This is a genomic window from Pseudooceanicola profundus (genome assembly GCF_054919315.1).
Map to the genome: position 1 here is coordinate 1,790,883 of NZ_CM142898.1, position 17,988 is coordinate 1,808,870.

General features: G+C 68.2%; 14 protein-coding genes. 4 read left to right on the plus strand and 10 right to left on the minus strand.

Annotation, left to right across the window (positions count from 1 at the left end; translation table 11 throughout):
- The first annotated feature begins 119 nt into the window (after positions 1-119).
- Positions 120-1,034, plus strand: a complete 915-nt coding sequence (locus tag ACX9MO_RS08220) for a hypothetical protein (RefSeq protein ID WP_462214174.1) — start codon at positions 120-122, stop codon at positions 1,032-1,034.
- 225 nt (positions 1,035-1,259) lie between these two features.
- On the opposite strand, the gene trxA is transcribed toward ACX9MO_RS08220, so the two are convergent.
- The 8 genes from trxA to regB all read right to left on the minus strand — a co-directional run bounded on the left by trxA (position 1,260) and on the right by regB (position 13,395).
- Entirely contained in the window at positions 1,260-1,580 is a 321-nt protein-coding gene (gene trxA, locus ACX9MO_RS08225) for a thioredoxin (protein ID WP_462214175.1), read from the minus strand.
- A gap of 37 nt (positions 1,581-1,617) precedes the next feature.
- The gene (gene addA, locus ACX9MO_RS08230) at positions 1,618-5,022 is read right to left on the minus strand and encodes a double-strand break repair helicase AddA (protein WP_462214176.1); all 3,405 of its coding nucleotides are present in this window, start codon (positions 5,020-5,022) and stop codon (positions 1,618-1,620) included.
- Positions 5,019-7,946: a double-strand break repair protein AddB gene (gene addB, locus ACX9MO_RS08235; protein WP_462214177.1), complete on the minus strand. Its 2,928-nt coding sequence runs from the start codon at positions 7,944-7,946 to the stop codon at positions 5,019-5,021. Before addB ends, addA begins: the two co-directional genes overlap by 4 nt.
- Positions 7,939-8,628: a nucleotidyltransferase family protein gene (locus tag ACX9MO_RS08240; protein ID WP_462214178.1), complete on the minus strand. Its 690-nt coding sequence runs from the start codon at positions 8,626-8,628 to the stop codon at positions 7,939-7,941. The genes addB and ACX9MO_RS08240 overlap by 8 nt, the downstream gene beginning before the upstream one ends.
- Positions 8,604-9,623 (minus strand): aminoglycoside phosphotransferase family protein, encoded by a 1,020-nt coding sequence (locus ACX9MO_RS08245; RefSeq protein WP_462214179.1) that lies wholly within the window; start codon positions 9,621-9,623, stop codon positions 8,604-8,606. Before ACX9MO_RS08245 ends, ACX9MO_RS08240 begins: the two co-directional genes overlap by 25 nt.
- A complete protein-coding gene (tsaE, locus tag ACX9MO_RS08250) occupies positions 9,613-10,095 on the minus strand; it encodes a tRNA (adenosine(37)-N6)-threonylcarbamoyltransferase complex ATPase subunit type 1 TsaE (protein WP_462214180.1) in 483 nt (160 codons plus the stop codon). Before tsaE ends, ACX9MO_RS08245 begins: the two co-directional genes overlap by 11 nt.
- Before the next feature lie 41 nt (positions 10,096-10,136).
- On the minus strand, positions 10,137-11,792 hold the full coding sequence (locus tag ACX9MO_RS08255; RefSeq protein ID WP_462214181.1) for a PAS-domain containing protein: 1,656 nt from the start codon (positions 11,790-11,792) through the stop codon (positions 10,137-10,139).
- A 190-nt stretch (positions 11,793-11,982) separates the two neighbouring features.
- Positions 11,983-13,395: a sensor histidine kinase RegB gene (gene regB / locus ACX9MO_RS08260; protein WP_462214182.1), complete on the minus strand. Its 1,413-nt coding sequence runs from the start codon at positions 13,393-13,395 to the stop codon at positions 11,983-11,985.
- A gap of 94 nt (positions 13,396-13,489) precedes the next feature.
- Between regB and ACX9MO_RS08265 the strand changes: the two genes are divergently transcribed.
- Entirely contained in the window at positions 13,490-14,116 is a 627-nt protein-coding gene (locus ACX9MO_RS08265) for an SCO family protein (protein WP_462214183.1), read from the plus strand.
- 114 nt (positions 14,117-14,230) lie between these two features.
- The gene (locus ACX9MO_RS08270; RefSeq protein ID WP_222490789.1) at positions 14,231-14,779 is read left to right on the plus strand and encodes an ActR/PrrA/RegA family redox response regulator transcription factor; all 549 of its coding nucleotides are present in this window, start codon (positions 14,231-14,233) and stop codon (positions 14,777-14,779) included.
- A 306-nt stretch (positions 14,780-15,085) separates the two neighbouring features.
- Here ACX9MO_RS08270 and ACX9MO_RS08275 read toward each other — a convergent pair whose 3' ends face one another.
- The gene (locus tag ACX9MO_RS08275; protein WP_462214184.1) at positions 15,086-15,565 is read right to left on the minus strand and encodes an N-acetyltransferase family protein; all 480 of its coding nucleotides are present in this window, start codon (positions 15,563-15,565) and stop codon (positions 15,086-15,088) included.
- Positions 15,562-16,158, minus strand: a complete 597-nt coding sequence (locus tag ACX9MO_RS08280) for an HD domain-containing protein (RefSeq protein WP_462214185.1) — start codon at positions 16,156-16,158, stop codon at positions 15,562-15,564. The genes ACX9MO_RS08275 and ACX9MO_RS08280 overlap by 4 nt, the downstream gene beginning before the upstream one ends.
- A gap of 296 nt (positions 16,159-16,454) precedes the next feature.
- On the opposite strand from ACX9MO_RS08280, the gene ahcY reads away from it, so the two are divergent.
- Complete coding sequence (gene ahcY / locus ACX9MO_RS08285; protein ID WP_222490786.1) at positions 16,455-17,846, plus strand: adenosylhomocysteinase; 1,392 nt, start codon at positions 16,455-16,457, stop codon at positions 17,844-17,846.
- Positions 17,847-17,988: the final 142 nt, after the last annotated feature.

Sequence of the window (17,988 nt, forward strand, 5' to 3'; positions counted from 1 at the left end):
TCTGTCAGGGGGGTATATGCGGGCTCTGACCCTGCGCTGCAAGGGTGGCGGCGGGAAGCGGCCTTTGCGGCCGGGTCGCGGCGCTTGTTCGCCCCGCCCCGCGCGGCTAGCGTCGCCCCATGAGCGAGACGCGGCGGATCACCTTCTATCTCGACGACGATCTGCGCCCTTCCGTGGCGGCGGGAGAGCATAACTTTTTCGCGCGCCTTCAGGGGGTTCTGGAGGACGCGGGCTATGCGGTCAGCCTCCGGCCCAGCGGTGCCGCGGCGCGGCTGGAGGCCCCGCTGCGGGAGGGGTGGGCGCTGTTTCACATGGAGGCCCCGACCCATGCCCGTGCCCTGACGGTGCGTCGCGCCTACCATTATCCGTTCTGGGCCATCGAGACGACGGACCGCCGCTGGGACTGGCACGTCTCCCGCACGCCCTTCCCGTCCGGGGAGGTTCCGCGCCGCGAGGCTGACGGCTTCCACCGTCGCTGGGCCCGGCGGCTCTTCGGTGATGCCCCCGAGGCGGCGTGCCGGGACGCCATGGTCTATATCCCGTTGCAGGGCCGTCTGGCGGAGCGGCGCAGTTTCCAGTCCTGCACGCCGCTGCAGATGATCGAGGCCACCCTGTCCGCCGATCCGCAGCGCGCCGTCGAGGCCCGGTTGCATCCGAAGGAAATCTATACGCCACAGGAGCTTGCGGCGCTTGACGCCCTGGCGGCCCGGTATCCGCGCCTGACAGTGGGGATCGGCGGAATGGAGGAGGCCCTCGCCCGCTGCGCCTACGTGGTGACGATGAATTCCTCGGTGGCCTTCGACGCGATGTTCTTCGGCAAGCCTGCGATCCTCTTCGGGCAGATCGACTTTCACCACGTCATGCTGGCCGCCACGCCGGGGGACCTTTCGGCCTTTGATCGGGTCATGGACCACGCGCCGGATTTCGCCGGATACCTCTGGTGGTACTGGCAGCGCATGTCGGTGAATGCCGGGCATGAGACGGCAGAGGTCCGGATCCGTGCCGCCCTCACGCGCTGCGGCCTGCCGTTGTGAGGTCCGCCCTATCAGGGATCAGTCTGTCCTGAATGGCATTGCGTCGGGGCCGGTGTCGCCGGAAAATTCGAATTTTCCGGACCGGATTTTTCGAAAAATCCGGGGGGCGCTGCCCCCTTGGCCCCGTGCCGGGGCCAATTCCCCCGGAGTATTTCGGGAAAGATGAAAGCAGAAAAGGCGCCCGGGTGGGGGCGCCTTTCCGTTTTGGTCTGGAGGCGAGGCCTCTTAGATCGAGTCTTCGATCCAGCTTTGCAGGGCGGCCTTGGGGGCGGCGCCGGCGCGGTTCGAGACCACTTCGCCGTTCTTGAAGATGAAGAGCGCGGGAATGCCACGCACGCCAAGCGCCATGGGCGAGTTGGGGTTCTGGTCGACATCGACCTTGGCGATCTTGATCTTGTCGCCGAACTCCTCGGCCAGCTCTTCGAGAGCCGGGCCGATCTGCTTGCAGGGGCCGCACCACTCGGCCCAGAAGTCCACGACCACGGGCACGTCGGAATTCTTCACTTCGGCTTCGAACGTATCGTCCGTCACGGCAACGGTTGCCATTGATCTTCTCCGGGTTACAGGAAGTTTAAAACTTGGCTCAGAACGTAAGGTCGCCCCTCTGTGCCGTCAAGGCAGGGCCTGCGTGCGCAAGGGCGCGGGCCACAAGATCTTGCGGCAGGCGCATGAGCGTGGCGTTGCGGGTCCAGAGCAGCGCAGTTTCGATCTGCCTTTCCGGGAAGACCTGCGCCAGGGCGGCCGCATAGGCCCCCATCTGGCGCAGCAGCCCGTCGGGGACCTGTGCGATCTCGTCGGGAACCGAGGCGTTGGTCTTGAAATCCACGGCGAGGACGTGGCTGTCGGTCACGATCAGCCGGTCGATGATGCCGTGGATACGGGCGTCGATCTCGGGCAGATGGGCGGTGATCGGGACCTCGACGAGGGCCTCTTTCGCGAAGAGCGGTTGCAGCGCCGGGGCCGTGAGCACGCGCTGTGCCTCGCCAAGGAGCAGCACGCGTTCCGCCTCGCCCGCCGCATCAGGGCCGGATGCCAGCAGGCGGGCGGTGGCGTCGGTCCAGGTCGCTTGCTCGGTTCCGGCAAGATGTTCCAGCAGCAGGTGGACCTGGCGGCCGCGGCGCTTCGCGGCCTCCTCGTCGAGGCCTGCCTCGCCGGGAAGCGCCTTGGCGCCGCCGAGGTCCGAGGGGCTGATGGTGCCAAGGGGCCGGACCGGTGCGGCGGCGGGCGTCGTGAAATGCGCGGGCAGGTCGAGGGTTTCGACCGTGCGGAGCTTGCGCTCACCGGCCACGAGGGAGGCCCAGTCGCCGCGTTCCAGCCGCAGGCCGGCCCCGCCGGGGGCCTCCAGCGGCTGCGCGCCGAGTGCCTGAAGCCCCGCGCCGATGCGGTCGTACCAGGTGTCGCCGGACTTGCCGAGGTCACCCGCGGCTGCGGCGATCAGCCAGACCTCGGCCCGGGTCAGCGCGACGTAGAGCAGCCGGTCCTGTTCCTGCCGCTCGGCCTCCAGCACCGCCTCGCGCATGGCGCGCATCGGCGCGGGCATCTCGGCGGCGGGCAGGGACCAGAGCCTCTGGTCGCCCTGCCGCATCATCAGCCCCGGCCCCTTGTCGCGGCGCACCCCGGTGTCGGGAAGGATCACGATGGGCGCCTCAAGCCCCTTGGAGCCGTGCACCGTCATCACGCGAATGCGGTTGCCCGCACTGTCGAGCTGGCGCTTGATCTCAAGCTCGTCGGTTTCCATCCAGACGAGGAAGCCCGTCAGGCTGGGCACGGCGGAGCGTTCGTAGGACAGCGCCTGATCCAGCAGCGCGTCGATCCCGTCCTCGGCCTCTTCGCCGAGGCGGGCCAGCAGCTTCCGCCGCCCGTCATGGCGGGTGAGGATACGTTCGATCAGGTCGTAGGGCCGCAGGAAATCCGTCTGCCCGCGCAGGTCGTTCAGCACCGCCATGGTTGCGGGATACTCCGCCGCGCGCTCCCGCAGCGCGGGCCAGAGGTGGCGGTGCGTGCGCTTGTGGGCGAGGTCGAAGAGCGCCTGTTCGTCCCAGCCGAAGAGCGGCGATTTCAGCGCCGTGGCAAGAGAGAGGTCATCCTCCGGCGCGGCGAGGAAGTTGAGCAGCGCCGCAAGGTCGCGCACTGCCAGTTCCGCGCCCACCTTGAGCCGGTCGGCGCCCGCGATCGGCAGGCCCGCTTCCTTGCAGGCGCGGATGATCTCGTTGAAGATCGTGGCACGGCGGCGCACGAGGATCAGGAAATCGCCGGGCTCCACCGGGCGGCCCTCATACGTGCCCGTATGGCCGATTTCCTTCGGCATCGGGGTCTTGGCCTCGATCATCCGCTTGATCTGCTGGGCCACGCGCCGCGCCAGTACCACGTCGTGATGGTTCTGCCCCAGCTGGTCCACGGGATCGAACCAGTCGCGTTCGTCCTTGTCGTCAACCTTGTCCACCAGCGGCCAGAGGTCGACCCGGCCCGGCATCTCGGACTTGAAGGCGATGTGGCGTTGCTCGGGTGTGAAGCCCGCCTCGACCCGGCCCTCGAAGACCGTATCCACCAGCGTCAGAACGGCGGGGGACGAGCGGAAGCTGTGGGCCAGTTCGAGCTGTTGCAGCGGCGTGTCCGTCCGCGCGAGCCTTTCCGCGAAATCGGCGCGCATCCGGTCGAACTCCCGCGGGTCGGCGCCCTGGAAGGAGTAGATCGATTGCTTCTTGTCGCCCACCACGAAGATCGTCCGGGTCTTGTCGGCGCGCGCGCCCTCGCCCGAGGTGAATTCCCGCGCCAGCGTCTGGATCACGTCCCATTGCGTCGGGCTGGTGTCCTGTGCCTCGTCCACGAGGATATGGTCGATCCCCCCGTCGAGACGGAAGAGCACCCAGGCCGCCACCGCCGGATCTGTCAGCAGATCGCGGGTGCGCAGGATCAGGTCATCGAAGTCGAGCCAGCCGCGCAGCTGCTTGGCGCGTTCGTATTCCGGCAGGAAGGCCGCGGCGAAGGCATAGAGCGCGCGGGTCCGCTCTGCCGCGACGAGGGCGAGGCGGCGGTCACGGGCGCTCTCGACCCGGCGCATGAGGTCTTCGAGCGCGGGCAGATCAGAGCCGAGGGCGACCTGCATCTTCTTGGTCGGGAAGCTGCCGATCTTGGCGGTGAAGGGCTCCTTGGCGGATCCGCCGGTGAGGAAAATGCCCTCCAGCTCGGGCAGGGCCGAGAGGTCCATGGTCAGGCCGGTGAGCCGGGTGGCGTTCTTGACGTCCGTGGCGCTGCCGCCTGCGATCACCTCGCGGACGCGGGCCAGCAGGTCGGCCTCACCGCCGAGGAAGACATCCCCCTGCAACCGTGCGGCATCGTATCCTTCCGGCAGGTCCAGCACATCGGCCAGCTTGGCCTCGTTCACACCACCGGCCATGGTCGCGCCTTCACGCGACACGGCGGCGGTCAGCTGGTCCAGCGTTTGGCCCGAGAAATGCGCCGCCACCCGGCGCAGCAGTGCCTCCTGCGGGCCGGCGGCCATGCGTTCGACGATATCGGCGCGCAGCAGCTCGGCGGCGCGGTCCTCCATCTCGGTGAACTGGGGCGAGACGCCGGCCTCCAGCGGGAAGCGGCGCAGCACGCCCGCGCAGAAGGAGTGGATGGTCTGGATTTTCAGCCCGCCCGGGGTCTCGATCGCGCCGGCAAAGAGACGGCGCGCGGTGCGCAGCACCTCGTCCTCCACCGCGCCCTCGTGGCCCAGCGAGGCGAGCTGCCCGCGCAGCTTGTCGTCGGGCAGCATGGCCCATTCGCCAAGACGGCGGAACAGGCGGTTCTGCATCTCGCTGGCGGCGGCCTTGGTGTAGGTCAGACACAGGATGTGCTGCGGGCGCACCCCGTCCAGCAGCAGCCGCGCCACCCGGTCGGTCAGCACACGGGTCTTGCCGGATCCGGCGTTGGCAGAAAGCCAAGTGGAGCGGTGCGGGGCGGCGGCCTGCACCTGCCGTTCGCTGGCGGCATCGCGCTTCATTCCAGCACCTCCTTCTTGGGGTCGCTGGTGGCGTCCCATTCGCCAAAGCGGGCCAGCTGGTCGTAATCGCCCACATCCTCGGCCCGGAACATGGCCCGGCGCGAGGTGTAATGCTGATCCGGCTGCGCATAGGCGGTGATCAGCGTCACGAATTCCTCCCAGACCTTCTCGGGCGTTTCCTCCTCCAGCGGCGCTGCCAGTTCGCCCGCCTTGGAGCCGAGGCCGATGAAGGCGGCACGTTCCACCTGTCGCGGGGTCAGGTTCTCGAAAGCGCCGCGATCCAGCATGGCGGCCTCCAGCAGCAGTTGCTTGTCGAAGTAGGTCTGCGCGTCCTTCGAGGGCGGCGCGCCGGTCTTGTAGTCGTAGATATGCCCCAGCCCACGGTCGTCGATGTCGATCCGGTCGGCGGTGCCGGAGAGGGTAAAGTCGATCTCCGGGATCTCGGCGCGGCCCTTCACCTCGAAGGCGGCGGGGCGGGCCTGCTGCTGGCGGCGCTGTTCGTCGGCGACGAAATCCTCGGCCACGCGCTCCAGCCGGGCGCGCCAGAGCAGCCGGGCCTCGGCCCAGGGCACGTTCTCTTCGAGCTGTTCATCGAGGATCTCCATCAGCCGCGCGGCACTCAGCTGCGACGGATCCGTCAGGCTGTCCTTGATGAAGGTCTCCAGTGCACCGTGAACGACGATGCCACGCAGAAGGGCGTCGGGCATCTTCATCAGCGGATCGAGGGCGCGGAGCTTCAGCACATGCTTGGCGTAGATCGCGTAGGGGTCGCGGATCAGGCGCTTGATCTCGGTCACCGAGAGGCGGCGCGGACGGGCGGTGGCGGGTGGCATCGGCGCGGGACGGGGCGCGGGGGCGACGGGCGTCACTGCCTCCAGCGCCTTGGCGCGGGCCAGCCAGAGCGCGCCGCGCGCCTTCATGTCCGTCAGAACGGGTGCGCCACTCTCCAGCCCGGCCAGCAGGTTGGTCAACCGGCTCACCCAGCGGGAGGGCACGGTTTCCGCATCCTGCGAGCGGATGGCGCGGGTGATCCAGACCTCGCGCGCGGCCACGGCCTGCTGGAAGTCATGGGCGGCCAGCCCGATGCGCCGTTCCGGCAGCAGCAGCCCGGCGTCATGGCGCATCTGCCGGTTGAGCCACGGATCCGGCTTGGGCGCCTCGGGCCAGGAGCCCTCGTTGAGCCCTGCGAGGATCACGAGGTCGGCGCCCTGCACCCGCGCCTCCAGCGTGCCCCAGATCAGGATGTTCGGGTGGCCCTCGTCCCGGTCGCGGACCTCGCCGGTGCCGAGGACGGAGTTGAACAGGTTGCCGTAGTCGAGAGGGTTCATCGCCCCGCCGTGGACGCCCTCCTCGATCAGCGTCTCGGTCAGGCGCAGCGCCTCGCGGCCCGCGGCCTTGTCCCAGAGCCCGCCGGATCCGTCGCCCCGGCAGCCCTGCGCGATGTTCTGCGCCAGCACCCTGTGCCGCGCGGCACGCTCTGCCAGCGGCATGTCGCCCGGCAATTCCTGCCCGGCGAAGCAGCCTGCCAGCCACGCGCCCCAGTCCTTGGCGATCTCCTCCTCGCGGCTGTCCGCAAAGGCGGTGAGCGAGGCGGCATCCGGGAAGGGCGGACCATGGCGGCGCAGGTGCAGTTCCAGCTCGCGGGTCAGCAGGATGTGCAGACCGCGATCCACACCACTGTGCGTCAGGGGATGTTTCAGCAGGGTCAGCAGCGCCTCGGCCGTCAGCGGCGCCTGGAAGAGCGCGGCCACATGGCGCAGGAAGCGCCCCGGCGGCGAGAGTTGCAGCGGCATCCCTGCGCTGTCGTCCGGCAGGATATCCCAGCGGTCGAGCGCCGCGGTCACCTGCCGCGTCAGCATCCGGTCGGGGGTGATCAGCGCGGCGGTCTGGCCGTCCTCCGCCGCCTGACGCAGGCGCATGGCGATGGCCAGCGCCTCGGCCCGGGCCGAGGGTGCCTCGACCAGCGTCACGTCGGCAAAGGCGGTGTCGAGATCGCCCAGCCTCGGCCCCTCTTCCAGCCATTGATCCGTCACCGGCGCGGGCCTGAGCGCAAGCGAGAGCGCGCGGTTGCGGGCAGGGTTCACCGCCGCGCCGGGCCAGGGGCGGATATCCCCGGCCTTGAGGTCGAGCGACTGCATCAGCTTGTGGAACCGGTACTGCGGATGGTCCTCGGCGGTCAGCGCGTCATCGAGGTGATCCCAGGTGTCCTGCCCCATGTCGAAGTCGAAGCCGGGCAGGACCACGGCGCCCTGCGGCAGGCGGGCCACCGCCTCCATCAGCATATGGGTCGTGCCGCGCGACCCGGTGGAGCCGGCGAGGATGATCGGTACCTGAGGCGGGTTCGCCTGCCATTCGGCCACCAGCCGCTCGGCCACCATACGCTGGCGTGTCTCGCCATCGGGGGCGCTGTCGGCCTTGTTGGCAAAGGCCTGCGCGATGGTCAGGAACTGCTGCGCCCGGGCCCAGTGACCCGAGAGGTCCGACACGTCGAGCGCGGCGATATCCTCGGGGCCGACGCCTTCGCCATGCATCTCGTCCATCAGCCCGGCGAGGCTGTCGGCAAGGTCATAGAGCGCGGCCCGCGGGGCGAGGTCCGGCTGGGCATCCAGCAGCGCCTGGATGAGCTGCACCAGTTCGAGGCGACGGCGCAGGGGCGGCACCGGCGCGGGGATCTCGGCCAGCGCGGCGGCCGCGCCAAGGTCGGTGATCAGCCCGATGCGGGGCAGCAGGCTGGCGGGGCCTTCGTCGAAGATGTCCCGGATCCGGCGCTGCATGCGGCGGGTGTTCACGATCAGCTGCACCCGCGGCAGGGCGAGCGGATCGCCGGGGTCCACCATCTGGCGCAGCCCTTCGACAAGGGCGCGGGAGAAGTCGGCCCCGTTCGGCAGGGCATAGACGCGGGGCGTGTCGGAGGGCTCAAACATCGGTCAGCAGGGCCTCGGCGAGCGGGATGCTCTCGGGCTGGCCCACGTCGCACCAGTGGCCGGGATATTCCAGTGCGAAGAGGCGGCCCTGCGCCTGCATCCGGTCCCAGAGGAGGTTGAGCGAGAAGGCGGGCTCGGCGATCTCTTCCAGCCCCTCGGTCCGAAGGATCTGCGCGCCGAGGTAGGTCATCCCCGGCCCGCGTGCGGTGATCCGCCCTTCGGCATCGGTGAGGAAATCGCCCTTGCCCTTGTGGCCCACGGCACGCTCCACCGGGATGCAGAGCAGCAGGGCGTCCATCCGCGCCGGGTCCCATGCGTCGCGCAGCAGGGCGAGCGGATTGGGCCCGGACCAGATCGCATCGGTGTTCAGGGTAAAGACCGGTCCCTCCCCCAGCAGCGGCAGCGCATGGCGCAGCCCGCCCCCGGTTTCGAGGATATCCGGTGCCTCCTGCGAGACGCGCACGCCGCGGGGCTCCAGCCAGGCCGCCATCTGCGCAGCCCGGTAGTGGGTGTTGGCCACCACGGTGCCGATCCCGGCCTCGCGGACAAGCGTCAGGGCATGGTCGATCAGGGGGCGGCCGCCCACATCGACCAGCGGCTTGGGCCGGTCGGCGGTCAGCGCCTTCATCCGCGTGCCGAAGCCCGCGGCAAACATCATCACGGCGTCCGGAGTGTCGCGCATTGGTCCTTCAGTTTCTTCAATACGTCCGCGTCGGGGGCGGGCAGCGCCGCGAGGGCCTGCGTCAGGTTGGGCAGGTTCACGGCAGCGAGGTCACGTTGCAGATGGGCCCAGACCCGGGGGATCAGGTCCACGTAATGCGCCTTGCCGTCACGCAGGCAGAGCCGCGCAAAGACGCCGACGATCCGCAGGTTCCGTTGCAGGCCGATCAGCGCATAGGCGGGCAGGAAGCCAGCCCGGTCCAGCCCGCGGGCTGCGCAGAAGCGGGTGATCATCGCCTCTTCCAGCTCCAGCGGGACATCGCGGCGCGCGTCCTGCAGCAGCGAGACGAGGTCATAGGCGGGGTGGCCCAGCATCGCGTCCTGGAAATCCAGCAGGCCGATCCGGGCGGTGCCGTCACGGTCGGGCAGCCAGAGCAGGTTCTCGGCGTGGTAGTCGCGCAGGATCACCACCGGCTTGGCGGTGAGCGCGGCAAGTGCCTGTCCCAGCGGCTTCATCGCCTCGGCCCGGGCCACGGGATCGGGGCCGGACACACCGGCCAGATACCAGTCGAAGGCGAGCGCAGCGAGGTCGGTCATGACCTGCGCGTCATAGGGTTTCAGCCCCTCGGGGGGCGTGGCGTCGTGCAGTTCCGACAGGACGTCGATCGCCCCGGCATAGAGCCGGGTTTCGAGCTCGGGCTTGCCGGGGATGACCCGGGCGAAGAGATCATCGCCGAGGTCTTCGAGCAGCAGCAGCCCCGCCGCTTCCTCGGCGGCCATGATCCGGGGCGCGGAGAGGCCGAGGCCCGCAAGCCAGTCGGCCATCCGCACGAAGGGGCGCACGTCCTCGCCCTTGGAGGTATCGGCATCCATCAGGACGGCGGGGGTGCCGTCCGGGGCATGAAGCCGTTCGTAGCGGCGGAAGGAGGCATCGCCCGCGAGGTGGCTGCGGGTCGCCTCGCCCCAACCCGCCTGAGCGAGGAAGGTGGTGATTTCGGTGTCGCGCTCAGATGTCACGCAGGAACTCCAGCAGGTCGGGCCGCGGATCGGTGAGGCGCAGGGTCAGGGCCCGGCTTTCCTCTCCGGTGGCGGTAAATGTCAGGTGGGTCGCGCCCGGCGGCACGAGGTCGCCCAGCCGGTCGGGCCATTCGATCAGGCAGATCGCGGTTTCGAAGGCCTCGGTCAGGCCCAGCTCCACCGCCTCGTCCGGGCCAGTGAGCCGGTAGAGATCGGCGTGCCAGATCTCGCCCTTCTCCGTGTCATAGACCTGCACGAGTGTGAAGGTCGGCGAGGGCACGTCCTCGGGTTCGGTCAGCAGCGACTGGATCAGGGAGCGGGCGAAATGGGTCTTTCCGGCGCCGATCGGCCCTTCCAGCAGCAGCACGTCGCCGGGCTGCAACCGCGCGCCGAGGCGGGCGGCCAGATCGGCGGTCGCCTGCGGGTCGGACAGGTCGAGGGAACGGCAGAGGGGGGCATCGGGCGCGGACATGGCGGCGACCTTACAGTCCGCGCGCCGTCCTGCAAGCGGGATCAGTCCTGAAGCGCGGCGCTGGGCGCCGGGCTGGCAATCTCCTGCGGATGGAAGGCCACCAGTGTCGCCCCGCCGGACAGCGGAACGATCCGGCAGTCCAGCATGTTGCCCGCCGTGAGGCGCACCTGCGCGGTCCATTCGCTGCGCGGCCCGTAGGCGCTGACGAAATCGCGGATATCGCCCCAGACCGGACTGGGATCGCAGGCCCCCTGCCAGTCGCGGGTGGCGTCGAGCACCGAAACATCGAGCGGCGTTTCGTCCGGGGCGGTGTTCCAGAGCGCGCGGTAGGCGGTGTTGCAGAAACTGACGAGGCCCTGTGGCGAGAAGACCACCACCGCCTCCGCCATGGTGTCGAGCACCGCCTGCTCCAGTTCCAGCTGCTGCCGGAACTGGCGGGTCAGGGCGATCTCGGCGCTGATATCCTCGATCAGGAAGGCGACAGCCCCCTCGGGATGGGGCCGGCCGGTGACCCGGTATGTGAGCCCGTTGGGCAGGGTCCAGGTCTCCTCGTAGGTGCCGTCCTTCGCGGCTTCGAACAACTCGGTCAGCCGGGCGCGCCAATTGGCGTAGCTCTTGGGCTCCGGCATCATCTGCCGGTCGCGCAGCGCGTCGAAGAAGCTGCGGAAACCCGGCTTGCGCGACAGGAAATCGGCGGGCAGCGCGGTCAGGTCCAGAAGCGCGGGATTGAACAGCGCAAGCCGCTGGTCCCGGTCAAAGATCGCCAGCCCGATGGAGAGCTGGGCGAAGGTCTTGCTGAGGGTCTGGACGAAGTTCCGCTGGGCCGCTTCGGCCTGCACCACCGGGGTCACGTCGGTGGCGAAATGCATCCAGCCGAGGCGCGAGGACAGGATCGTGACATCGTACCAGCAGGGGGTGTCCGTGCCGGGCGCGATCTGCACCCGCGCGGTGGCGCGCTGTCCGTTGGGTGGCAGAGGCAAGCCGGTGTCAAGGATCGCGGGCACGGTCTTGCCACGACGCACCGCCCCGCCGCGCACGGCCTGAACGCGCCCCGCCACACTGCGCCCCGCCCCAACGCGCAGGGCAGTCGGCCCGCCCTCCCGCCTGCTGCACAGACCTGCATAGGCATCGTTGATCCACAGGATGTCACCCGCCGCATCGGTCAACCAGATCGGGTTGGGCGCATGGAGAGCCGCGCAGCGCAGGGTCGAAAGCTCCGACTGACGCAGCAGGCGCACATGGCGATCGGCGGAAGTGGCAGGGCGGTCCCCGGTGATGCGCAGCCGCAGGACGCCCTCGGCGCGCTCCAGCTCGAGCACGGCGCGGTCCCCTGCGGCGACGGAGGCCAGACGCAGGCGGAGGTTCGGCGACATGTCCTCCGGGCGTTCCGGCAGACCCGGAAAGCGCCGCTCCATCATGCGGAGGAGGCGGGTCCAGTCGTCCTCTGCCGGATCGGCCCGGGCGAGGATCTCGCGGCCGACATCGGAGGCGTCGAAGAGCCGGCTTTCATGGAACAGGAAGGACACGTCCTCGGGGTCCCGTGGCTCTCCGGTCTCTGTGACCTCGTGCAGGAGGAGCGGCAGGGTGGTGTGCCGTCGCTCCGGTCCGACGCGGGCAAGGCCCCAGAGCATGGCACCAGCTATCACGCCGCTCAGGACCACAAGCGTGATCACGAGCTCCAGACCGATGACGGACATTCGTGTTCCCCCTGACACAATACCGGTCAGGTTTGACTTCAAAGGTTAATAAAGGGTTAACAGAGCCCGCGTCAGGGGCGCCGCCGCTGCCCGGGCGGGGATTTCCGGTCGGGCCCCCCCCGATCCAGGGAAAAACCTGCACCGAAAATGCGCCATTTCCACATCACGCATCCCGCGCCAACGCGGGATGTCAGATCTCGATCGGCTGATTCTTCCCGATCTTCACCGCGTTCTCCCCGTCCCGTGCGTCGATCTTGCTGCGTGGCCAGGTCACTTCGACGATGGCCCCGGTGCGGGCGCCGGGGGGCTGCGGCCCCGTCGTCTCGTCCGAGCCATTGGCAAAGCTCAGTTCCGCGCCCGTCCGCTCCAGCAGGGTCTTGGCGATGAAGAGCCCGAGCCCCATGCCCTCGTACTCCGGCCGCTGACGCAGGTCGCGCTGGCTGCGGCGGCGGCGCATGAAGGGATCGCCGATGCGCCCGATGACCGAAGGGGAATAGCCAAGCCCGTCGTCGGTGATCCGTACAAGGATGCGGGTTTCGCTCCACTCCGCTTCGACCCAGATGCTCGTGCGGGCGAAGTCCACGGCGTTCTGCACGAGGTTGCGCAGCCCGTGGATGACCTCCGGGCGGCGCAGGATGGCGGGCTGCGGCCCCTCCTGCCTTGGCCCCTCCTGCCCCGGGCCGTCATCTTCGTCGAAATGGATCGTCTTGCCGCGGGTGGCATGGGGTTCCGCCGCCTCGCGCAGAACCGCGCTCAGGGGGGCTTGCCGCAGGTGCAGGTCATCCTTCCCGGCCCGCCCCATGGAGCGCAGGATATCCCGGCAGCGGTCCGCCTGCTCGCGGATCAGCCGGGCGTCCTCCTGCAGTTCGGGCCGGTCGTCCAGTTCCTCCATCAGCTCGGCTGAGGTCAGCTTGATCGTCGCCAGCGGCGTGCCGAGTTCATGGGCCGCCGCGGCGACGACACCGCCCAGGTCGGTCAGCTTCTGTTCCCGGGCGAGCGCCATCTTCGCGGCGGTCAGCGCATCGGACATGGCGTGCATCTCGCTGGCGATCCAGCGCGAGTAGATGCCGAGGAAGATCACCCCGATCACGATGGCCAGCCACGACCCGAAGAGGAAGATCGGCAGGATCTCCAGCTCGGACCCGTCGTGGTAGAGCAGCGGCATGTGGTAACGCGCCAGCACCGTGACAGAGACGATGGCCGTGGCGCCGATGAAGATCAGCGACCGCAGCGTGAGCGCCACCGCCGAGACCGTCACCGGGCCCATGATCAGCACCGAGAACGGGTTGTTCAGCCCCCCGGTGAGGTAGAGCAGAAGGCTCAGCTGCAGCAGGTCGAAAAGCACCAGAAGCAGGTTTTCCACCTCCGTCAGGCGCTTGCTTTCCGGGAAGACCACGCCCGCGATCAGGTTGCCGGCCAGCGAGATCCCGACGACGAAGTAGGCCAGCCCGAATTCGAGCTGCAGCTGGTAGACGTATTGCGCCACCAGCAGCGCCGAGACCTGCCCGAAGATCGCGCCCCACCGCAGCATCGTCAGGGTTCTCAGACGAATCCAGCTGCCGCGTTCCTGTCCCGCCAGCACGCGTTCGATCGTATCGGGCACCCGTGCGCTCCTGTCCCATTGCATCTGCCGGTCCAGAGGGTAGATCTCCGGCGGAGCGCAGGCAATGGCTGCCCCGCGCCGAGGAGGAGTGCCCATGACCCGCATCGTCGCCATCGCCGCCGCCGGTATCCTGATCGCCCTGATGGGGGGTCTCTGGCTGGCCACGACGCTGGGACGCAGCGATGACACGTTCGCGCAGTGCCGCAGCGGCGCCGTCGCGGGCGGTGCAGCCATCGGCGGGCCCTTCACGCTGGTGGACGAGACCGGCAGGACCGTCACCGACGCGGAGGTGCTGGACGAACCGGCGCTGGTCTACTTCGGCTATACCTTCTGCCCCGATGTCTGCCCGATGGACGCGGCCCGCAACGCCGAGGCCGTCGAACTGCTGGAAGAGCGCGGCTACGAGGTGAAGCCCGTCTTCATCTCCATCGACCCGGAGCGCGATACCCCGGAGCAGCTGGCCGAATTCACCGACTACATGCACCCCCGGATGCTGGGCCTGACCGGCTCCGCGGAGCAGGTGAAGGCCGCGAGCCAGGCCTACAAGACCTTCTACCAGAAGCAGGACCCCGAGGATGCGGACGACGAGTTCTACCTCGTGTCGCATTCCACCCAGACCTATTTCATGCTGCCGGGCACTGGTTTCGCAGACTTCTTCAGCCGCGAGGCGACGCCGGAACAGATGGCCGACAAGGTGGCCTGTTTCCTCGACGCGCTCTGACGGTGTCGTGACGTGGCCGTGAGGCCGGCCGGACCCGCGCACAGGTTTGACGCTGGCCCGGCTTGGGGATAAAACATCTGCCATTGTATATGGTTGTATGCCCGGGGAGCCCCGATGACCGAATTGCCCGAGATCGGACCCGACAAGTCCCTGCTTCTGCTGGACGATGACGAGCCCTTCCTGCGCCGTCTCGCCAAGGCGATGGAGAAGCGCGGCTTCGACGTGGAAACGGCCGAGACCGTCGCCGCGGGCAAGGCCATCGCCACGGCCCGCCCCCCCGCCTACGCGGTCTGCGACCTGCGGTTGGAGGATGGCAACGGGCTCGACGTGGTGGAGGTGCTGCGCGAGAAGCGGCCCGATTGCCGGATCGTCGTGCTGACCGGCTATGGCGCGATTGCCACGGCCGTGGCCGCGGTGAAGATCGGCGCCACCGACTACCTGTCGAAACCGGCGGATGCCACGGACATCACCAATGCCCTGCTCTCCAACGGGGGCGACCTGCCGCCGCCGCCGGAAAACCCGATGTCGGCCGACCGTGTGCGGTGGGAGCACATCCAGCGGGTCTATGAGCTCTGCGACCGCAACGTGAGCGAAACCGCGCGGCGGCTGAACATGCACCGCCGGACGCTGCAGCGCATCCTCGCCAAACGCTCGCCCCGCTGAGGGGCGCGCCCAAGAATTTTAAGCAAAATTCTTGGGAAAAGTCTTTTTCAAGACTTTTCCCGATCGCCATGAACGGCCTGCGAGGCGGCCCGGGGCGCTGGCCGGAAAATTCGAGTTTCCCGGACCGGAATTTTTGAAAATTCCGGGGGGCGGCTCTCCTGGAGCGGGCGCGCGGGACAGTGACTGGGTGCGACAGGCGCTGCGTCTATCGAGCAGATGGTTCGCCGTTGCGCCCGGGGCAGCGGCGTAGGGGGCGCTGCCCCCGTCGCTTCGCGACTCCCCCGGAGTATTTCGGGAAAGATGATTTCAGAGCTCGTAGCGCTTCACGACCTTGTCGATCCTTGTGCCGTCCTTCAGCTGGCGATCCCGGATGCGATGATGATCCTCGAAACCGCGGCTCTGGTAGTAGGCCAGCCCGCCCGTGTTGTCGGCGCGGATCTCGGCATCTATGGCGAGGTATCCGAGCTCCTTCGCGGCGCGTTTCGTGGCCTCGAAGAGCGCCGAGCCGATGCCGAGGCCAGCGTGGCCCAAGCGGGCGAAACTCGCGATATGGGCGATATCGGGCGTCTCGGGCAGCGGGTCGATCCACTGGAAGCCGAGGAGGGTGCCAGCGTCATCTTCCGCCAGATGCCAAGCGGCGCGGTCCGAGCCGGTCATCCACTCGGCTAGCATCGCGCGGGAGACCGGGCGCGTCAGGGCGGTGGTGCCGCCCTTGGCGATGATCTCGTTCAGGAGTGCCGCCATCGGCCCGGTGTCGAGCGGCCCGGCCCGGCGTACGTGGATCATGGCATCTGCGCCAGCAGGGTGGCATGGCGGGCGGTGTAATCGGTGCGGGTTTCCACCGGGGGCCTGAGCACGATGGAGAGGCCCTCCATCAAGGCAGGCTGGGGGCGGCCGAAGAATTTCGTCGCTTCCGCCTCGGAGAAGCCCGCGATCTCGGTCGCTTCCATCCAGGCGCTGATCTGGTCGGCCTTCTTGATCTGCTTCTTCACCGTCTTCGGGATGGCCGCGGGCAGGCCGAAGCGCAGGTGGATTGCCGTGGTGAGCCGTGCGTCCAGTTCCCCGTAGGAGGGGCCGACGGCGGCCTTCACCGGGCTGATCATGTCGCCGATGACATATTCGGGTGCGTCGTGCAGCAGGGCGGCGAGGCGCCACTTCACCGGGGCGTCGGGGCAGAGGCGGCCATAGATCTCCTCGACCAGCAGCGAATGCTCGGCCACGGAGTAGGCGTAGTCGCCGTGAGTCTGGCCGTTCCAGCGCGCCACGAAGGCGAGGCCATGGGCGATGTCCTCGATCTCGATATCGACGGGGGTCGGGTCCAGCAGGTCGAGGCGGCGCCCCGAAAGCATTCTCTGCCAGGCGCGTTGCGGTTTGGCCATGTCATCATCCGGGTCAGCTGCGTGCCGCGATCTGGCGCAAACCGGGGGCGGAGGTCAACCGGGACGGAGGCCGGGAAGGCGGGCCCCCGCCGGGATGGACCGCTGCAGAGGGCCGGAGCAGGGGGGGACCAGAAGCGCCCAATTTCCGGGCATCCTCCGTTTACGCCCCTGTCATGGCTCTCTGGCACAGGGGGAGAACCTGTCCTGACGGTCCCCGCACAGGGCCTCACATTGAGGCTTGCCGCGGGAAATGATACCAGACGGCACGAACGTAGCAAAAAACGGAATTTATGAACATGGCCGCTGACTACATCGTCAAGGATATCTCGCTGGCCGCCTACGGGCGCAAAGAGCTGGACATTGCAGAAACTGAAATGCCCGGCCTGATGGCCCTGCGCGAGGAATATGGCGAGAAGAAGCCGCTGGCCGGGGCGCGGATCGCCGGTTCGCTGCACATGACCATCCAGACCGCAGTGCTGATCGAGACGCTTGTCGCTCTCGGTGCTGAAGTGCGCTGGGCGTCGTGCAACATCTTCTCTACCCAGGACCATGCCGCCGCCGCCATCGCGGAAAGCGGCACGCCGGTCTTTGCCGTCAAGGGCGAAACCCTCGAGGAATACTGGGACTACGCCGACAAGATCTTCCTCTTCGAGGACGGCGCGAACATGATCCTCGATGATGGCGGCGACGCCACCATGTACATCCTGCTGGGCGCCCGCGTCGAAGCCGGTGAGACCGACCTGATCGAGACCCCGACCTCGGAAGAGGAAACCTTCCTCTTCGCGCAGATCAAGAAGCGCATGGCAGAAACGCCGGGCTTCTTCACCAAGCAGAAAGAGCTGATCCAGGGCGTGTCGGAAGAGACCACCACCGGTGTGCACCGTCTCTACGAACTGCAGAAGAAGGGCCTGCTGCCCTTCCCGGCGATCAACGTCAATGACTCGGTCACCAAGTCGAAGTTCGACAACAAGTACGGCTGCAAGGAATCGCTGGTCGACGGCATCCGTCGCGCGACCGACGTGATGATGGCCGGCAAGGTGGCCGTGGTCTGCGGCTACGGTGACGTGGGCAAGGGCTCTGCCGCCTCGCTGCAGGGCGCCGGCGCGCGCGTTAAGGTGACCGAGGTCGACCCGATCTGTGCCCTTCAGGCCGCCATGGACGGTTTCGAAGTCGTCACGCTGGAAGACGTCGTCGACAGCGCCGACATCTTCATCACCACCACCGGCAACAAGGACGTGATCCGCATCGAGCACATGCGCGCGATGAAGAACATGGCCATCGTCGGCAACATCGGCCACTTCGACAACGAGATCCAGGTCGCCAACCTGAAGAACCACAAGTGGACCAACGTGAAGGAACAGGTCGACATGATCGAGATGCCCTCGGGCAACAAGATCATCCTGCTCTCCGAGGGCCGTCTGCTGAACCTCGGCAACGCCACCGGCCACCCCTCCTTCGTGATGTCCGCCTCCTTCACCAACCAGGTGCTGGCGCAGATCGAGCTTTGGACCAAGGGCGACCAGTACGGGAACGAGGTCTACATCCTGCCCAAGCACCTCGACGAGAAAGTCGCGATGCTGCACCTCGAGAAGATCGGCGTGAAACTGTCGAAGCTCTCGAAGGAGCAGGCGGATTACATCGGTGTCGGCACCGAGGGCCCGTTCAAGTCGGATCACTACCGCTACTGATCCGCGTCAGGTTCGGGGCGCCTGCCCCAACTGCAAACCGGCCCCCGAGGGGGCCGGTTTTTTCGTGTCCGGTGGGCTGAGGCCGCGGCGGCGCGCCGGGATCGTGACCGCGGCGCGCGAGGCCCGACCCGCCTGCCGCGAG